Annotated in this window: 14 protein-coding genes; 6 read left to right on the forward strand and 8 right to left on the reverse strand. The window is 67.0% G+C overall.

Annotated features, from left to right (window positions below):
* The first annotated feature begins 149 nt into the window (after positions 1–149).
* From Q0L30_RS16990 to Q0L30_RS17005, 4 genes are all read left to right on the forward strand, one after another.
* On the forward strand, positions 150–1,103 hold the full coding sequence (locus Q0L30_RS16990) for a carbohydrate ABC transporter permease (protein WP_367277833.1): 954 nt from the start codon (positions 150–152) through the stop codon (positions 1,101–1,103).
* On the forward strand, positions 1,100–1,990 hold the full coding sequence (locus Q0L30_RS16995) for a carbohydrate ABC transporter permease (protein WP_296658688.1): 891 nt from the start codon (positions 1,100–1,102) through the stop codon (positions 1,988–1,990). Before Q0L30_RS16990 ends, Q0L30_RS16995 begins: the two co-directional genes overlap by 4 nt.
* A complete protein-coding gene (locus Q0L30_RS17000) occupies positions 1,987–2,691 on the forward strand; it encodes an HAD family phosphatase (protein WP_296658691.1) in 705 nt (234 codons plus the stop codon). Before Q0L30_RS16995 ends, Q0L30_RS17000 begins: the two co-directional genes overlap by 4 nt.
* Before the next feature lie 107 nt (positions 2,692–2,798).
* A complete protein-coding gene (locus tag Q0L30_RS17005; RefSeq protein WP_296658693.1) occupies positions 2,799–3,908 on the forward strand; it encodes an ABC transporter ATP-binding protein in 1,110 nt (369 codons plus the stop codon).
* Between the two features lie 43 nt (positions 3,909–3,951).
* Here the strand turns inward: Q0L30_RS17005 and Q0L30_RS17010 are convergent, their stop codons facing one another.
* The 7 genes from Q0L30_RS17010 to mutL form a co-directional block, all read right to left on the reverse strand.
* Positions 3,952–4,797 carry a helix-turn-helix transcriptional regulator gene (locus Q0L30_RS17010; protein WP_296658695.1) on the reverse strand — a complete coding sequence of 282 codons (846 nt, stop codon included), beginning with the start codon at positions 4,795–4,797 and terminating at the stop codon, positions 3,952–3,954.
* Between the two features lie 37 nt (positions 4,798–4,834).
* Complete coding sequence (locus tag Q0L30_RS17015; protein ID WP_296658698.1) at positions 4,835–5,392, reverse strand: carboxymuconolactone decarboxylase family protein; 558 nt, start codon at positions 5,390–5,392, stop codon at positions 4,835–4,837.
* 148 nt (positions 5,393–5,540) lie between these two features.
* Positions 5,541–6,488: a sugar-binding transcriptional regulator gene (locus Q0L30_RS17020; RefSeq protein WP_296658998.1), complete on the reverse strand. Its 948-nt coding sequence runs from the start codon at positions 6,486–6,488 to the stop codon at positions 5,541–5,543.
* Between the two features lie 50 nt (positions 6,489–6,538).
* Positions 6,539–8,020, reverse strand: a complete 1,482-nt coding sequence (gene xylB / locus Q0L30_RS17025; protein WP_296658700.1) for a xylulokinase — start codon at positions 8,018–8,020, stop codon at positions 6,539–6,541.
* Positions 8,021–8,183: 163 nt separating this feature from the next.
* A complete protein-coding gene (gene dalD / locus Q0L30_RS17030; protein ID WP_296658702.1) occupies positions 8,184–9,593 on the reverse strand; it encodes a D-arabinitol 4-dehydrogenase in 1,410 nt (469 codons plus the stop codon).
* 392 nt (positions 9,594–9,985) lie between these two features.
* Positions 9,986–10,963, reverse strand: coding sequence for a tRNA (adenosine(37)-N6)-dimethylallyltransferase MiaA (gene miaA / locus Q0L30_RS17035; RefSeq protein WP_296658705.1), 978 nt, complete (start codon positions 10,961–10,963; stop codon positions 9,986–9,988).
* Between the two features lie 8 nt (positions 10,964–10,971).
* The gene (gene mutL, locus Q0L30_RS17040; RefSeq protein ID WP_296658706.1) at positions 10,972–13,167 is read right to left on the reverse strand and encodes a DNA mismatch repair endonuclease MutL; all 2,196 of its coding nucleotides are present in this window, start codon (positions 13,165–13,167) and stop codon (positions 10,972–10,974) included.
* 145 nt (positions 13,168–13,312) lie between these two features.
* Here mutL and Q0L30_RS17045 point away from each other — a divergent pair, with 145 nt between their 5' ends.
* On the forward strand, positions 13,313–14,002 hold the full coding sequence (locus Q0L30_RS17045; RefSeq protein WP_296658709.1) for a DedA family protein: 690 nt from the start codon (positions 13,313–13,315) through the stop codon (positions 14,000–14,002).
* 160 nt (positions 14,003–14,162) lie between these two features.
* On the opposite strand, the gene Q0L30_RS17050 is transcribed toward Q0L30_RS17045, so the two are convergent.
* Positions 14,163–14,975 (reverse strand): mechanosensitive ion channel family protein, encoded by an 813-nt coding sequence (locus Q0L30_RS17050; protein WP_296658711.1) that lies wholly within the window; start codon positions 14,973–14,975, stop codon positions 14,163–14,165.
* A 296-nt stretch (positions 14,976–15,271) separates the two neighbouring features.
* Between Q0L30_RS17050 and Q0L30_RS17055 the strand changes: the two genes are divergently transcribed.
* Positions 15,272–15,949 (forward strand): ParB-like protein, encoded by a 678-nt coding sequence (locus tag Q0L30_RS17055; RefSeq protein WP_296658715.1) that lies wholly within the window; start codon positions 15,272–15,274, stop codon positions 15,947–15,949.
* Positions 15,950–15,966: the final 17 nt, after the last annotated feature.

Consider the following 15,966-nt stretch of genomic DNA (forward strand, 5'->3'; position numbering starts at 1 on the left):
CGCCATGCAGGCCGACGCGCGCCGCGCCGCTTCGCTTACGGGCAGGCGGTGCGGCGCGGGCCGCAGCGGCCAATGGCGGCCAACAGCGGCCAATGACGGCCAATGACGGGCAACGGCGCCGCGCAGCAAGCGGCGCGCAACACTGAAGGGTGGTCACCATCATGCGTCATCTCCGTCTCCCCATGCCGGTATTCCATCGCAGCAGCAGCCCGGGCACGCCGCGGCAAGACACGCGTCGCCAGGGCTCGCGCTGGCTGGTCGCGCCGTCCGTCGCGGTGCTGCTCCTGTGGATGACGATCCCGCTCGCGATGACGATCTGGTATTCGTTCACGCGCTACAACCTGCTCAATCCCGATCTCAAGGGCTTCGCGGGCTTCGATAACTATCGCTTTCTGGCGACCGATCCGTCGTTCGTGCCGTCGATCGTCCACACGCTGGAACTGATCGGCGCCGTGCTCGTGATCACGGTGGTCGGCGGCGTGCTGATGGCCGTGCTGTTCGACCGCAAGTTCTACGGCCAGGGCATCGCGCGACTTTTCGCCATCGCGCCGTTCTTCGTGATGCCGACGGTCTCCGCGCTGATCTGGAAGAACATGATCCTGCATCCGGTGTACGGCCTCGTGGCCGTCGCGATGCGCGCGGTGGGACTCACGCCGATCGACTGGTTCGCGGTCTATCCGCTCACGGCGGTCATCATGATCGTCGCGTGGCAGTGGCTGCCGTTCGCATTTCTGATTCTGTTCACGGCGATCCAGTCGCTCGACCAGGAACAGAAGGAAGCCGCGCGCATCGACGGCGCGGGCGCGATCTCCATGTTCGTCTACATCACGCTGCCGCATCTGCGCCGCGCAATCGCCGTGGTCGTGATGATGGAAACCATTTTCCTGCTGTCGATCTTCGCCGAGATCTACACGACCACAGGCGGCGGTCCCGGCAACGCGACCACCAACCTCACTTACCTGATCTACTCGATGGGCCTGCAACAGTTCGATGTGGGCATCGCGTCCGCCGGCGGCATTCTCGCCGTGGTGCTCGCGAACATCGTGTCGTTCTTCCTCGTGCGTATGCTCGCGCGCAACCTCAAAGGGGAGTACGAAAAATGAGCCAGCTTGCCGCTACGCCTTCGCGCGCGCCGAAGGCTCCTCACGCCTCGCCGGACGCGGTCAACCGTTCGTCGCCGTTGCAGTTCGTCGGCCGCGTGCTGCCCGGGGTCCTCGCATGGATCATCGCGCTCCTGCTGTTCTTCCCGATCTTCTGGATGACGATCACGGCGTTCAAGACCGAGCAGCAGGCGTATGTGACGTCGCTCTTCTTCATGCCGACGCTCGACAGCTTCCGTGAGGTATTCGCGCGCAGCAACTACTTTGCGTTCGCGTGGAATTCGATCGTGATTTCGGTGGGCGTGACGATCGTGTGCCTGATTCTCGCCGTACCGGCGGCCTACGGCATGGCGTTCTTCCCGAACGACCGCACGCAGAAGGTGCTGCTGTGGATGCTGTCGACGAAGATGATGCCTTCGGTGGGCGTGCTCGTGCCGATCTATCTGCTGTGGAAGAACGGCGGCCTGCTCGATACGGTGAGCGGTCTCATCATCGTCTACACGCTCATCAACCTGCCGATTGCGGTGTGGATGGCGTACACGTACTTCAATGAGATTCCGCGCGACATTCTCGAAGCGGGCCGCATGGACGGCGCAGCGACATGGCAGGAAATCGTCTATCTGCTGATGCCGATGGCCGTGCCGGGCCTCGCCTCGACCGCGTTGCTGCTCGTGATTCTGTCGTGGAACGAGGCGTTCTGGAGCATCAACCTCTCAAGTTCGAATGCCGCGCCGCTCACCGTGTTTATCGCGTCGTATTCGAGCCCCGAAGGCTTGTTCTGGGCGAAGCTTTCGGCGGCGTCGCTGCTTGCCGTGGCGCCGGTGCTGATCATCGGCTGGCTGTCGCAAAAGCAACTGGTGCGCGGACTCACGTTCGGGGCCGTCAAATGACATCGGTCGCAGCCTTGATCTGCGACTGCGATGGCGTGCTGATCGACAGCGAAGCGGTGGCTGCGCGCGTACTGGTGCGCGAACTCGAAGCGCGCTGGCCTGGCGTCGCGGTGGAACCGGTCGTGATGCCGTTGCTGGGTCAACGAATCGAGCGCGTGCTCGGCGGCGCGTGCGAAGCGCTCGACCGCAGCCTCGCGGCGCACGACGTCGCGGCGATTGGCGTCGCGGTCGAGCGCGAAGCGCAGGACGCGCCGCTTTTCCCGGGCGTGATGGCCGCGCTCGAAGGCGTCGCCCTGCTGAAAGCGTGCGCGAGCAACAGCTATACGGCGATCGTGCGCGCCGTGCTGGCGCGAAACGGCCTTGCGCGGTTTTTCGGCGAGCGCATTTATTGCGCCGACAAGGTCGCGAAGCCGAAGCCCGCACCCGATGTTTATCTCGCCGCGGCGCAGGGCATGGATGTGGCGCCTGCCGCGTGCCTCGTCGTCGAGGACAGCGTGGCGGGCGTGAGCGCCGCGCGCGCGGCGGGCATGACGGTGCTCGGTTTCGTCGGCGGCACGCATGTGGGCGATGCGCATGCGCAGGCGCTGCACGACGTGGGCGCGATCGAGGTTTTCGACGACATGAGCACGCTACCCGCACGGGTGGCGTACTGGACGCAAAAGATGCAAGCGGTGCAAGCGGCGCAAGCGGCCTCGCATTGAGCGAAGCACGGCTTAAGCGGAATTGAACGGCCGCATTGAACAGCGGTATTGAACAGCGGCAGGCGGCGTGAAAGACGAGGCCGCGCCGCAACGAACGGAGACACATCATGGCCAGCGTGACCCTGAGAAACGTGCTGAAGCGCTACGACGACAACGAAGTGCTGCGCGACGTGAACCTCGATATCGCGGACGGCGAGTTCGTCGTATTCGTCGGCCCGAGCGGCTGCGGCAAGACCACGCTGATGCGGATGATCGCGGGGCTTGAGGACATCAGCGGCGGCGACCTCATGATCGACGACACGCGCATGAACGACGTGCCGCCCGCGAAGCGCGGCATTGCGATGGTGTTCCAGTCGTACGCGCTTTATCCGCATATGACGCTCTACGACAACATGGCGTTCGGCCTCAAGCTCGCGGGCGCGAAGAAGCCCGAGATCGACGCCGCGGTGAAGAACGCCGCGAAGATCCTGCACATCGACCATCTGCTCGACCGCAAGCCGCGGCAGCTTTCGGGCGGGCAGCGTCAGCGCGTGGCGATCGGGCGCGCGATCACGCGCAAGCCGAAAGTCTTTCTCTTCGACGAGCCGCTCTCGAACCTCGACGCCGCGCTGCGCGTGAAGATGCGCCTCGAATTCGCGCGCCTGCACGACGACCTGAAGACGACGATGATCTACGTGACGCACGACCAGGTGGAGGCGATGACGCTCGCGGACAAGATCGTCGTGCTGTCGGCGGGGAACATCGAGCAGGTCGGAAGCCCGAATCGTCTCTATCACGCACCGGCCAATCGTTTCGTGGCCGGTTTCATCGGCTCGCCGAAGATGAACTTCCTCGACGGCACGATCCAGCAGGTCGCGAGTGACGGCATCGTGGTGCGCTACGCGACCGGCGAGACCCAGAAAGTCGCGGTCGAGCCGCGCGGCGCGCGTGAAGGCGACACGGTGACCGTGGGCATCCGGCCCGAGCATCTGCATGTGGCCGCTAGCGAGTGGGGCGTGAGTGCGCGCTCGATGACGGTCGAGTCGCTCGGCGATGCGGCGTATCTCTACGCCGAGTCGCCGGTTGCGCCGGACGGGTTGATTGCGCGGATCGCGCCGCTGGAACGGCACGAGCGCGGCGAGCAGATGAGGCTCGGCGCGACGCCCGATCATTGTCATCTGTTCGATGCAAGCGGCCAGGCATTCGAGCGCCGGTTCGCGCAGGAAATGGCGGCGTAGCGGCGCATCTTTGGGCGAATCGTCGGGCGCATTCTCCTGCGCTTCAATGCTGTGGCGAATGGACGGCGAGCAACTGCCGGTGACGTGCTTCGGTTTCGTCATCGGCGGGGAACAGGCACTCCAGCCGGAGTTCCTGCGCCACGACGTTTTGCGGCGCGCCGACGATCGTGACCATCGAGAAATAGCGCAGCACGGCGCCGTCGCGGACAAAACCCACCGGAATAACCGGCATCGTGGGCGTGGCCGACGGCCCATGATGCGTCTTCCAGTCGCGCGGCACGTCGGGATAAACCAGCAGTTCGTCGAGCAGACGCTTCGTTCCGGCGTCGACCGCGTGACCGACCGATTCTCGATACACGCGTTGCAGCAGGCTTCGCGCGACCGTTTTCCAGTCGTCGAGGAAGGGGCGCATGCCCTGCGGATCGAACATCAGATGCAGCATGTTGCGCGGACCTTCGCGCGCGGCCATGTCGATAAAACAGCCGAAGAAGCGCGGCGCGGCCGCGTTGGTCATCAGAACGTTCCAGTGGCGATCCATGACGATGGCCGGATACGGCTCATGCTGCCGGACGACGCGTTCCAGTGCATGAATCACGCTATGCATTTCCGCTGCGTTCCACGGCGCTTCCGAATACACGGGCGCGTAGCCCGCGGCGAGCAGCAGCGCATTGCGCTCGCGCAGCGGCACATCGAGCGTCTGTGCGAGCGTCAGCAGCGTTTCGCGGCCCGGCACGCTGCGCCCGCTTTCGATGAAGCTGATCTGCCGCTGCGAGACGCCGGCCTCGAGCGACAGATCGAGTTGACTCACGCCACGCACGTCGCGCCAATAGCGCAGCAAGTCGCCGAGTTCGCCTGGCGGCGCTTTTGGATCGGGACGGGTGGCGTTCATCGGATTCCCCTGTTCAAGGTGGATGAATCGAACGGACTCAGACTGCGCCCGCGTGCCAGGCGTACGCCTCGAACTGCGTTTCGAGCGGCGGCCGGGTGACGCTGCTCGTGTAGTTCGTGATCGTCGACGCGGCAACGGCGGCGATGACCTCGAGTAGCTGCCCGGCGCTGAATCCCGCTTCCATGAAGCGCTGCTGGTCCGCTTCGGCCAGGCGGCCGCGCTTTTGGATCAGCGTGCGCGCCAGCGCCGACAGTGCGGCCAGTGCGGGGTCGGCAGGCAACGTGCTGCGCCGCATCGCGTCGACATCGGCGCGCGACACGCCAACGTCTAACGCAAGCGCCGTGTGAAACGCGACCGGCCATTCGCTCGCGTTCGTCACCGCATTGGTCAGCAACAGCGTTTGAATCTGCGGCTCGGTCAGACTGCTCGCATGCACGCGTTCGAACAAGCCGATGAAACCGTTGAGCAGCACCGGCGACGCGGCCATCCGGGCCGCGATGTTCGGAATCAGGCCGAATGACTGCTGCAGTTGCCGGAGCACCGGCTTCGATTGCGCGGGAGCCGATTCGAGCGTGTAAAGAGGATAGGCGGACATGGTAACTCCTGGGCGATGTGCGCTGCCCGATTGGCGGCGCGACAGCCGAAGAGTAGGGGCGCGCGTGCGTGGCGCCAATTACATGCGATGTAATCGCCGCGCATGACGCTCACGGCGCGCACGAACGCGCGCCGCAAGCCCGCGTGCGTCACGCATCGAGCGCCGCGCGCGCGCATGCCTCATCGGTGACGAGGCCCGACAGCCAGCCGCCGTTGAGCGCCGCGATCACCGCTTCGCGTTTGCGTGCGCCGCCCGCGAAGCCGATGGTCGGCCGCTTCGGCGGCGAGTCGAGGCGGATGCTCGTCACGCGCCGGCCCGTCGGCGAATCGACGCGCCTACCCGACGCGTCGATCGGCAGCCCGAGCATCTCCGCCACGGCGCCAAGCTGCATCAGCTCGCGCACTTCGTCGGCGGTAATGAAGCCGTCCTCGTGCAGCGGACAATGCTCGCCGATATTGCCGATGCCGACGAACGCGACATCGGCTTCGCCCGAAAGCGATTCGACGATGCGATAGAGCCGGTGATTGCACCATTGCGCGCGCTCGGCTTCGCTGTCGGCAATCAGCGGCGCGGGCAGCAGAAAATGCTTGCCGCCGGTCTTCTCGGAGATGTGCAGCGCGACGTCGTAGCGGTTCGACGAGCCGTCCTGCGCGATGGCCCCGACCATCGACACGAGCCGGTGCTGCGGCCGCTCCAGTTGCGCGATCTGATCGACGGCGGCCTTGAGCGTGCGGCCGCTGCTCACGGCGACGACCATCGGCCGATCTTCGTTCAGGTAGCGCTCCATCACCTGGGCGCCTGCGACGGCGAGCTTGCGGTCGATTTCTTCGGGCGTGTCGTTGTCGAGCGGCACCACTTCGCAGACCGAAAGGCCGTAGCGCTTCGATAGCCGGTCGGCGAGCGCGAGGCAGTCGGCCAGCTGATGATCGACGCGCACGCGGATCAGATTCTTCTCGACCGCGAACGCGACGAGCCGCTGCGCCACGGGCCGCGAAACCTGCAGCTTCTCCGCGATTTCGTTCTGGGTATTGCCCGCCACGTAGTAGAGCCAGGCGGCGCGGGTGGCGAGATCGAGTTTTTCGGTGGATTTGGGCACGATGTGTGTGGGCGTCGACGCGGGCGCGCTGGCCCGCAGTGTACGGGTCATCAGGCGAGCCGCTTGCGCGAGCGCTCGAAGAGCGGGCGCACGTGGCGGTAAAGCGCACGGTATGCATCGAGCCGCTCGCGCAGTGCGGCGTGACGCGCGGCGTCCGGCGTGTATTCGGCGAGCACCGGCGGCTTCGTCAGCACGTCGCGCGCATTGCCGCCCGCCGCGAGCCAGCCGAGCCGGGCCGCGCCGAGCGCCGCGCCCGTCTCGCCGCCGCCGTGCTGACGCGTGGGCGTGTTGAAGGCATCCGCCACGAGTTGCGCCCAGTACGCGCTGCGTGCGCCGCCGCCGATCATCGAGAGCGGTCCGGCTTCGGTGCCTGCCGCCGCGAGCGCGTCGAGGCCGTCGGTGAGCGCGAGCGTCACGCCTTCGAGCACCGCGTAGCCGAGCAGTGCGCGGTCGGTCGCGTGCGTCATGCCGAAGAACACGCCTTGCGCATACGGATCGTTGTGCGGCGTGCGCTCGCCCGAAAGATACGGCAGGAAGAGCGGGGCCTCGTCGCGTGCCGCGGGCGCGAGCGCTTCGACTTCGGCGAGCAGCGTGGGCTCGTCGGTGCCGGTGAGCTTGCAGACCCAGCGCAGGCAACTGGCTGCGGAAAGCACGACGCTCATCTGATGCCAGCGGTCGGGAATCGCGTGGCAGAACGCATGAACCGCCGACGCCGGATTCGGCCGGAAGCGGTCGCCCACGACGCACAGCACGCCCGAGGTGCCGAGCGAGACGAAGCCGTCGCCGGGCTGCGTGGCGCCGATGCCGATGGCGCTCGTCGCGTTGTCGCCGCCGCCCGCCGCGACGACCACGTCGTCGCGCAGGCCGAATTCGCGCGCCACGTCGGGCAGCAGCGTGCCGGAGCTTGCGCTGCCCTCGGCGAGCGCGGGCATCTGGGCGCGTGTCATGTTGCAGGCGTCGAGCAGCGCATCGGACCAGTCGCGCTTCGCCACGTCGAGCCAGAGTGTGCCCGCCGCATCCGAGGGATCGGACACCTTGCCGCCCGTCAGGCGCAGGCGCAGATAGTCCTTCGGCAGCAGCACGCATGCCGTTTCGCGGAAGATTCGCGGCTCGTGGCGCGCGACCCAGAGCAGCTTGGGCGCGGTGAAGCCCGGCATCGCGAGATTGCCCGCGATGCGATGCAGTTGCGGTGCGCGCGCGGTGAGTTCGGCGCACTCGTCGACGGCGCGCATGTCGTTCCAGAGGATCGCGGGGCGCAGCACGTTGTCGTGCGCGTCGAGCAGGACCGCGCCGTGCATCTGTCCTGAAAGGCCGATGCCGCGCACCTGCGCGAATTCGGCGGGATGCTTCTCGCGCAACGCGGCGAGGGCGCGGCGCGTGCCGTCCCACCAGTCGGCGGGATTCTGCTCGGACCAGCGCGGGTGGGCGCGCGTGACCACGAACGGCGAACCGGCTGTGCCGATCACGCGGCCATCCGGTGCGAGCAGCAGGACTTTTACTTCCGAGGTGCCGAGGTCGATGCCCAGGTACATGGGGGAATGCGATGTCGTCGAGGGGATGCGCTACTTTAGCCGCGCTGGGCGCGCGGCGCCATGCGCGGCGACCCGGGGGCCGCCGTGCGTGGCGCTTAAAGAGGTGAATGAGGCGAGTGCGGCGAAGCCGACGCCGACGCTTCGCTCGGGCTACTCGGGCTACTCAGGCTGCGGAGTGGCCGCGTGCCGCGAGCCAGCCATCGATGCGCACGAGCGCGGCGCGCAGCGCGCCTTCGAGCGCCGCGTTGCCGGCCAGACCGCCCCACAGAAGCTTGTCGGCGCAGAAGACGGCGAGCGGGTCGTCGGCTTCGAACATGCGGTGCACGGCCGCTTCGTCCATCACGCCGTCCTGGTAGCGGTACGGCAGCGTGCCCTTGTGCCAGCGTTCGAGAAAGCGCAGGAAGAGTGCTGGCAACACCGCCGTCGCGGCGGGCGCGGCGCCGGCCGCGATGCGCTGCGCGAGCGTCGGCGTGATGAAGCCGGGGATCTTCGAGAAACCGTCGGCGGCGACGCGCTGATTCGTGTCCTGGATATACGGATTGCTGAAGCGTTCGAGGACGATGTCGCGGTACTTCGCAAGATCGAGCGGACTCGGCGTGAGACACGGGATCACGTCCTCGCTCACGTATGCGCGTGCGAAGGCGCGGATGTCGGCGTCTTGCGTGCCCTGGTGGATGTAGTCGAGGCCAATCAGCGTGCCCGCCCACGCGACGCAGCTATGCGTGGCGTTGAGGATGCGGATCTTCGCTTCCTCGTAGGGCATCACCGATTCGACCAGTTCCGCGCCCGCGCGCTCCCATGCCGGGCGGCCCGCGCAGAAGTGATCCTCGATCACCCACTGGATGAACGCTTCGCCCATGACCGGGCAGGCGTCGTCGACGCCCGTCGCGGCTTTCACGCGCTCGCGCACGTCGGGCGTGGGGCGCGGCGTGATGCGGTCGACCATCGAGTCGGGGCAGGCCGTGTTCGCATCGAACCACGCGCGCAGGTCCGCCGCGCCGCGCCGTTCGAGAAATTCGCGCATGCCCGCCTGAAAACGCTTGCCGTTGCTGCGCAGGTTGTCGCACGACTGCAGCGTGACGGGGCCGCCGTTGCGCGCCATGCGCGCTTCGAGAAGCGCGGCGAGCGCGCCGTAGATCGTCGTGCGCGCGCCGTTCAGATCGGCGGCGAGATCGGGGTTCGCGGTGTCGAGGCGGTCGTGCTCGTCGAGGTAGTAGCCGCCTTCGGTGACCGTGAACGCGACGATCTTGCAGGCCGGATCGGCGCCTGTCTCGATCAGGCCCGCGAGATCGGCCGACCACGGCAGCACGCGCGTGATCGACCGGATCGTCTCGTAGTGGCGCTCGCCCTGCGGCGTGACCGTTTCGAGCGTGTAGACGCCGTGCTGGGCCGAGAGGGCGTTGAGCACCGCGTTCATGTCCGCGCGGATGTTGCCGACGACGAGCGACCAGGCCGGTTCGCCTGGCTCGCGCGAGAGGTTGACGCTGTGCAGATACCACGCCTGATGCGCGCGGTGAAACGAACCGGCACCGATGTGCAGGATCACGTTGGCGCCGCTGCGTTCGCTGTCCATGTTTGTCTCCTGAGAGGCGGGAGTGCGCGCCTTGCGTGCGCGTCTGTGATTGGGCCTGCTGCTCCTGATGGAGCAATTGCTCATGCAATGAACGAATGATCGTATTCAGCCAGGCGAAAGTCAAGACGGCTGCGGCAGGTTTCCGTGGCGCGGTGCGGCGAGGCAGCGAAGGTGTGGCGTGCGAGCGGGCGTGTCGCAGAGCATCGCGCGGTTGTTGTGACGCACAAGGGCGAGGCATTGCCCGGATGGCGCTGGCGGGCCGCCGATCGAATCCGGGGAAGTGGAGGGCGGGAGAAGCACCGGGCGTGATGTACGAATTGCACGAATGCACGAATGCACGAATCGCACGTGGCCCGGCAATACCGCGTTTGCAGCGGCGCGCTACGGCGCGTTCAGCCGGCGACGCTCGTCACGGCCGCAACGGCTTGCGCCGTCGCATCCGCCGCGCAGCAATCCACGACGATCCGCTCCGGCATCGCGCGCAGCCACGTGAGCTGGCGCTTGCAGAGCTGGCGCGTCGCGAACACGCCTTTGTCGCGCATGGTGTCGTAATCCGTTGCGCCGTCGAGGTATTCCCACGCCTGGCGGTAGCCCACGCAGCGCATCGAGGCGAGCCCCGGGTGCAGGTCGCCGCGCGCGCGCAGCGCCTTCACCTCGTCGATGAAGCCCGCGGCCAGCATGGCGTCGAAGCGCTGCGCGATGCGCGCGTGCAGCACGCTGCGGTCGGACGGTTCGAGCGCGACCGGCACGAAGCGGTAATGCGCTGCCGCGTCGGTGCGCGTGGCCGGGGCGGCGAGCAGCGCCGACATCGGCTGCCCGGTCAGCATGAATACTTCGAGCGCGCGCTGGATCCGCTGCGAATCGTTGGGCGCCAGGCGTGCGGCTGTTGCGGGATCGACCGCCGCGAGGCGCGCGTGGAGGGCGGGCCAGCCCTCGCGGGCGGCGTCGGCGTCGAGAGCGGCGCGGACTTCCTGGTCGGCGGGGGGCAGATCGTTCAGGCCCTGCGTGAGCGCGCGGTAGTAGAGCATCGTGCCGCCCACGAGCAGCGGCACGCGATTGCGCGCGACGATCTCGCCCGTCACGCGCAGCGCGTCGGCGCGGAAGTTGGCGGCGGAGTACGCATCGGCGGGATCGACGATGTCGATCAGATGATGGACCACGGCGGCGCGTTCGGCGGCGGACGGCTTGGCGGTGCCGATGTCCATGCTGCGATAGACGAGCGCCGAATCGACGCTGACGATCTCGACCTCGCGTCCGCGCGCCGCCGACTGCGCGGCGTACGCGAGCGCCGCCGCCGTCTTGCCCGACGCGGTCGGGCCGAGCAGGCAGGCGACGGGCAGGACGCGGTCGCCGGATGGGGCCTGAGGCACGTGCGGCATCATTGACCGCGCATGAAGAGGCGGTCGAGGTCGGCGAGCGTCAACTGGTACCACGTCGGGCGGCCATGATTGCACTGGTCGGCGCGCTCGGTGGCTTCCATCTGGCGCAGGAGCGCGTTCATCTCGTCGAGCGTCAGACGCCGGTTCGCACGCACCGCGTGATGGCACGCGAGCGTGCCGAGCATTTCGTGCTGCCGCTCGGTCAGCACGCGCGAGCCGCCAAACGCGTGCAGGTCCGCAAGCACGGCGCGCGCGAGTGCGGGCAGGTCGGCGTCCTTGAGCAGGGCGGGCACGGCGCGGATTGCGATCGACGTGGGCGAGAGCACGGCCAGATCGAAACCGAGCGCTTCGAGCGTGGCCTTTTCCTCTTCGACGGTGCCCGTTTCGACCGGGTCGGCGCTCATCGACAGCGGAATCAGGAGCGGCTGCACGGCGAGCGAGCGTTGCGCGAGCGCGGCTTTGAACTGCTCGTAGAGGATGCGTTCGTGTGCGGCATGCATGTCGACGATCACGAGGCCGCGCGCGTTTTGCGCGAGCACGTAGATGCCGTGGATCTGGCCGAGCGCGAAGCCGAGCGGTTGATCGTCGTGTGCGTCGAAGGTGTGCGGCTCGTGCGGTGCGGCGTCGGACGCGGAATCGTTGCTCTGGAGCACAGTCGAGCCCTGCGGCGTGCCCGCGCCGGTGTCCTTGCGCCCGAACAGCGCGTCGTAGAGCGCGAGCGGCTGTGCGACCGGCAGTGCGCCTTGCGTCATGCGCGACTGGCGCAGCCAGGTGTTCCCGCTGCCGCTTGCGCTGCTGGTTCCGCCTGATCCGGTGCCGAAGCCGGACGAGCGCGCGTTACCGCCTGCGCCGCTGCCGAAGCCCGTGCTCGACGCGGTTCCGCCGAAGCTGCTCGCCACCCGCGCGGTGCCGAATCCACCCGATGCACCCGATCCGCCAAATCCACCCGATCCGCCGAAACTGCCCGCCACGTTGCCCAGGCCCGGCGAATCCGCTGCCGTGCCACCCGCGCCGGGCGCGGGCCGTGGCTCGACGAGCGCGGCATGGCCGCCCAGCGTCGTGTCGGGCGACGCTCCCGCGTGCCGGGCGAGCGCGCGCTGCACGGCATGAAAGACGAACTGGTGAATCGAGCGCGAATCGCGGAACCGCACTTCGATCTTCGAGGGATGCACGTTGACGTCGACGGCCTCGGGCGGCAGGTCGAGGAACAGCACATACGACGGATAACGATCGCCGTGCAGCACGTCCTCATAGGCGGCGCGCACCGCGTGCGTGAGCAGCTTGTCGCGCACGAAGCGGCCGTTGACGAAGAAATACTGCTGGTCGGCGCGGTTGCGGCTCGCGGTCGGCAGCCCGGCGCAGCCGTAGACGGCGAGCGGCCCGGCGCGCTCGTCGAGCGGCAGATGCGCGGTGGCGAACGCCTCGCCGAGGATCTTCGAGACGCGCGTGGCCGGATCGCTCGCGTTCCAGTGCTCGACGGCGCGGCCGTTGTGCAGCACGGAAATCGCCACATCGGGCCGCGCGAGCGCCGAGCGGCGGATCATTTCGAGGCAATGGCCGAGTTCGGTCTGCTCGCTCTTCAGGAACTTGCGGCGCGCGGGCGTGTTGAAGTACAGCTCGCGCACCTCGATGGTCGTGCCGCGCCCGCCTGCTGCGGGGGCGAGCGTGCCCGTGTCCGCGTCGATCTTGACGGCGTGCGGCGCGTCGGCGGCGCGGCTCGTGATCGACATTTCCGCCACCGATGCGATCGAAGCCAGCGCCTCGCCGCGGAACCCGAGCGTCGCGACGCTTTCGAGTTCGGCGAGCGAGCGGATCTTGCTCGTGGCGTGGCGCATCAGCGCGAGCGGCAGTTCGCGCTCGGGGATGCCGCAGCCGTCGTCGGTGATGGAAATGCGCTTCACGCCGCCCTCGTCGAGCAGGATGCGCAACGTCGACGCGCCCGCGTCGAGTGCGTTCTCAAGCAGTTCCTTGACGACCGACGCAGGCCGCTCGACCACTTCGCCCGCGGCGATCTGGCTGATCAACTGGTCGGGGAGCGCCTGGATCGCGCGCGCGGGCTGTGCGCCCCGCGCCGTGCCTGCATGCGCGGTGGCTGGTGCGCTGGCTGCTGCGCTGGCGTCGTGCGACGGTGCGGGCGCGGCGCTGTCGTCGCGGGCCGGATTGGCGGCGTCGGAGGGATCGGAATACGAAGACATGCGCGCAATTATAGCGAGTCGGCGCTCGCCGCCCTGCGGCCCGCGCGGCGGTTTTCTCGCGAATTCTTCGTGATCGCCGGGCACTTTCGGTATGATTGCGCGGTCAATTTTACTTCCGGCACCGCCCGCACAAAGAGGGACACCTTTGGATACGCTGCTGCACTTCGTCACCCTTGTCCTGCACATCGACAAGTTCCTCGACACCTTCATCAGAGACTACGGCACGTGGGTCTACGCGGTGCTGTTCGTGATCGTGTTCAGCGAAACGGGCCTTGTCATTCTGCCGTTCCTGCCGGGCGATTCGCTGCTCTTCATCGGCGGCGCGTTTGCGGCGACCGGCAAGCTCGATCTGAGCGTCCTGATCGCGCTGCTCGTCACCGCCTCTGTCGTGGGCAACACCGTCAACTATCTGATCGGCCGCGCCATCGGGCCCAAAGTGTTCAACACGCATCTACCCGTAATCGAGCGCTTCCTCGACCGCGCCGCGCTGCAGAAAACGCACGACTTCTACGCGCGCCATGGCGGCAAGACCATCGTGCTTGCGCGCTTCATCCCGGTCGTGCGCACCTTTGCGCCGTTCGTTGCGGGCGTCTCGCAGATGGGCATGCGGCGCTTCCAGTTCTTCAATTTCGCGGGCGCGCTGCTGTGGGTGCTGCTGCTCGTGCTGCTCGGCTACTTCTTCGGCAACCTGCCGTTCATTCAGCAATACCTGAATGTGATCGTGCTGGTCGGCATTGCCGCCGCGGTCGTGCCGGTGGTCGTGGGCGGCGTGTGGAAGAAGCTGCGCAAGAACCCGCACGGCGACAACGTTCGCCGCACCAACGGCAATCGCTGATACGTCGCCAAGGTCGGCAAGGTCGGGACGGCGCAGGCCCAGCGCCAACAAAAACGGCATCGTCAGCCAGGCTGACGATGCCGTTTTGCTTTGATCCGTACATCAGGTGACCTGCGGCGACTTGAGGCTGCTCTCTTTCAGCGCAGTTTCAGCGCATTTTTCAGTTCACGCGGCGAATGATCGAGGGCGTCTCTGGCGTGGGATACCCGGCGTCGCGGAACGTCTCGACGATGGCGCGGTTCGTGTCGAAATAAACCTGCCAGTAACTGTCGTTGCTCGTGTAAGGCCGCACGCACAGCAGCGGCCCTTCGGGCGTGAACGACAGCACCTCGATGTCCGGTGCGGGGTCCTTCACCACATTCGGGATCCTTTCGATTGCGGCGCGCAGGCGCTTCATCGCGTCGACCGGATCGACGCCGTTGGCGATCTTCGCGGTGAGCTCGACGCGCCGCACGGAGGTGGCGCTGAAGTTCGAGATCGTGTCCGAAAAGATCTTGTTGTTGCCGACGATGTTCACGACGTTGTCGGGCGAGACGATCGTCGTGCCGAAGATGCCGAGTTCCTTCACCGTGCCCGTCACGCCGCCCGCGGTGACGAAATCGCCCACCTTGAACGGCCGCAGCACCTGCATGAACACGCCCGCCGCGAAGTGCGCGAGCAGGCCGCCCCAGGCCGTGCCGATCGCGAGGCCAAGGCCGGCGAGCAGCGCTGCGAACGAGGTCGTCTGCACTCCGAACACCTGGAGAATGGCGAGAATCAACAACAGGTTCAACAGTGCGGCGAGGATGGAGCTGAGGTAATGCGCGAGCGTGGCGTCGACGCGCTCGTTGCGCGCGAGCACCTTGCGCAGGAGGCCCGCGACGATATTGATGGCCCAGCGTCCGACGATCCACAGCACTATCGCTGCAAGGACCTTGGTCCCGAAGTCGATGCCCCGGGTCGTGATGAACGTGCGGATGGTGTCGAGATCCAAGATGCCCTCGCTTGAGTCGGTGGTTGAGTCGGTTTGATTCGATGGATTCTGCCGATACGACCGGGGGGCGAAGCTGGCGGGTGCGGGATGGCTGTCCTCGCAGCCGTCGCAGTCCTTCCTCGTGTTTCTGTCATTTCTGGCGGGTGGCGAGCGTTGCGGCATGGCCGGGCGGACGCCACCCCAGGGCGCACTGCCGTCGGCGCCGTACGAAAAAAGCCGGACACGCGATGCGCCGCGCGTGGCCTTTCGACGGTATCGTTTCGCCTGCAACACTCACATGACAACGAGGCCCGATCATGATACTGCCGAACACCGATTTGCATCTGATCACTGTGCAACTGGAGGATCTGAGGCCGACGCAGATCACCGTCGGTTACCGCGAAGTGGAAGTCAAGCGTGCGCACTGGACGTCGCTGGACAAGAAGGGCCGTGCGTCGGCCATCGATTCGCACTGGTTTCCGGCCGTGCTCGGGCCGAAAGAGCGCTACTACGTCGTCGACCATCACCACCTCGGCCTCGCGTGGCTCAAGGAGGGCGTGCAGACCGCGCGCGTCACCGTGCTCAAGGATCTGTCGTGGCTCGAACCGCTCCTCTTCTGGCGCATGATGGAACACAACCAGTGGGTGCATCCGTTCGACTCGACGGGCAACCGCCGCGATTTCGACGATCTGCCGAAGCAGTTGTCGGGACTCGCCGACGATCCTTACCGGAGCCTCGCGGGCGAACTGCGGACGGCAGGCGGATTCGCGAAGGATACGACGCCGTTCAGCGAGTTCCTGTGGGCCGACTATCTGCGCGTGAAGGTGCCCGAGGCGCACGTGCGCAAGGACTTCGACAAGGCGCTCGCCGATGCGCTCGCGCATGCCCACGATCCCGATGCGCGTTATCTGCCGGGCTGGTCGGGCGTCGTGCCCCCGGCTGCGGCGCCGGTGAAGGGATCGACGAAGTCATCGGGCAAGCGAAAGAATGCGTGATGCTTCGCGCGTGCCGC

The organism is Paraburkholderia sp. (assembly GCF_024281035.1).
Classification (GTDB): Bacteria; Pseudomonadota; Gammaproteobacteria; order Burkholderiales; family Burkholderiaceae; genus Paraburkholderia.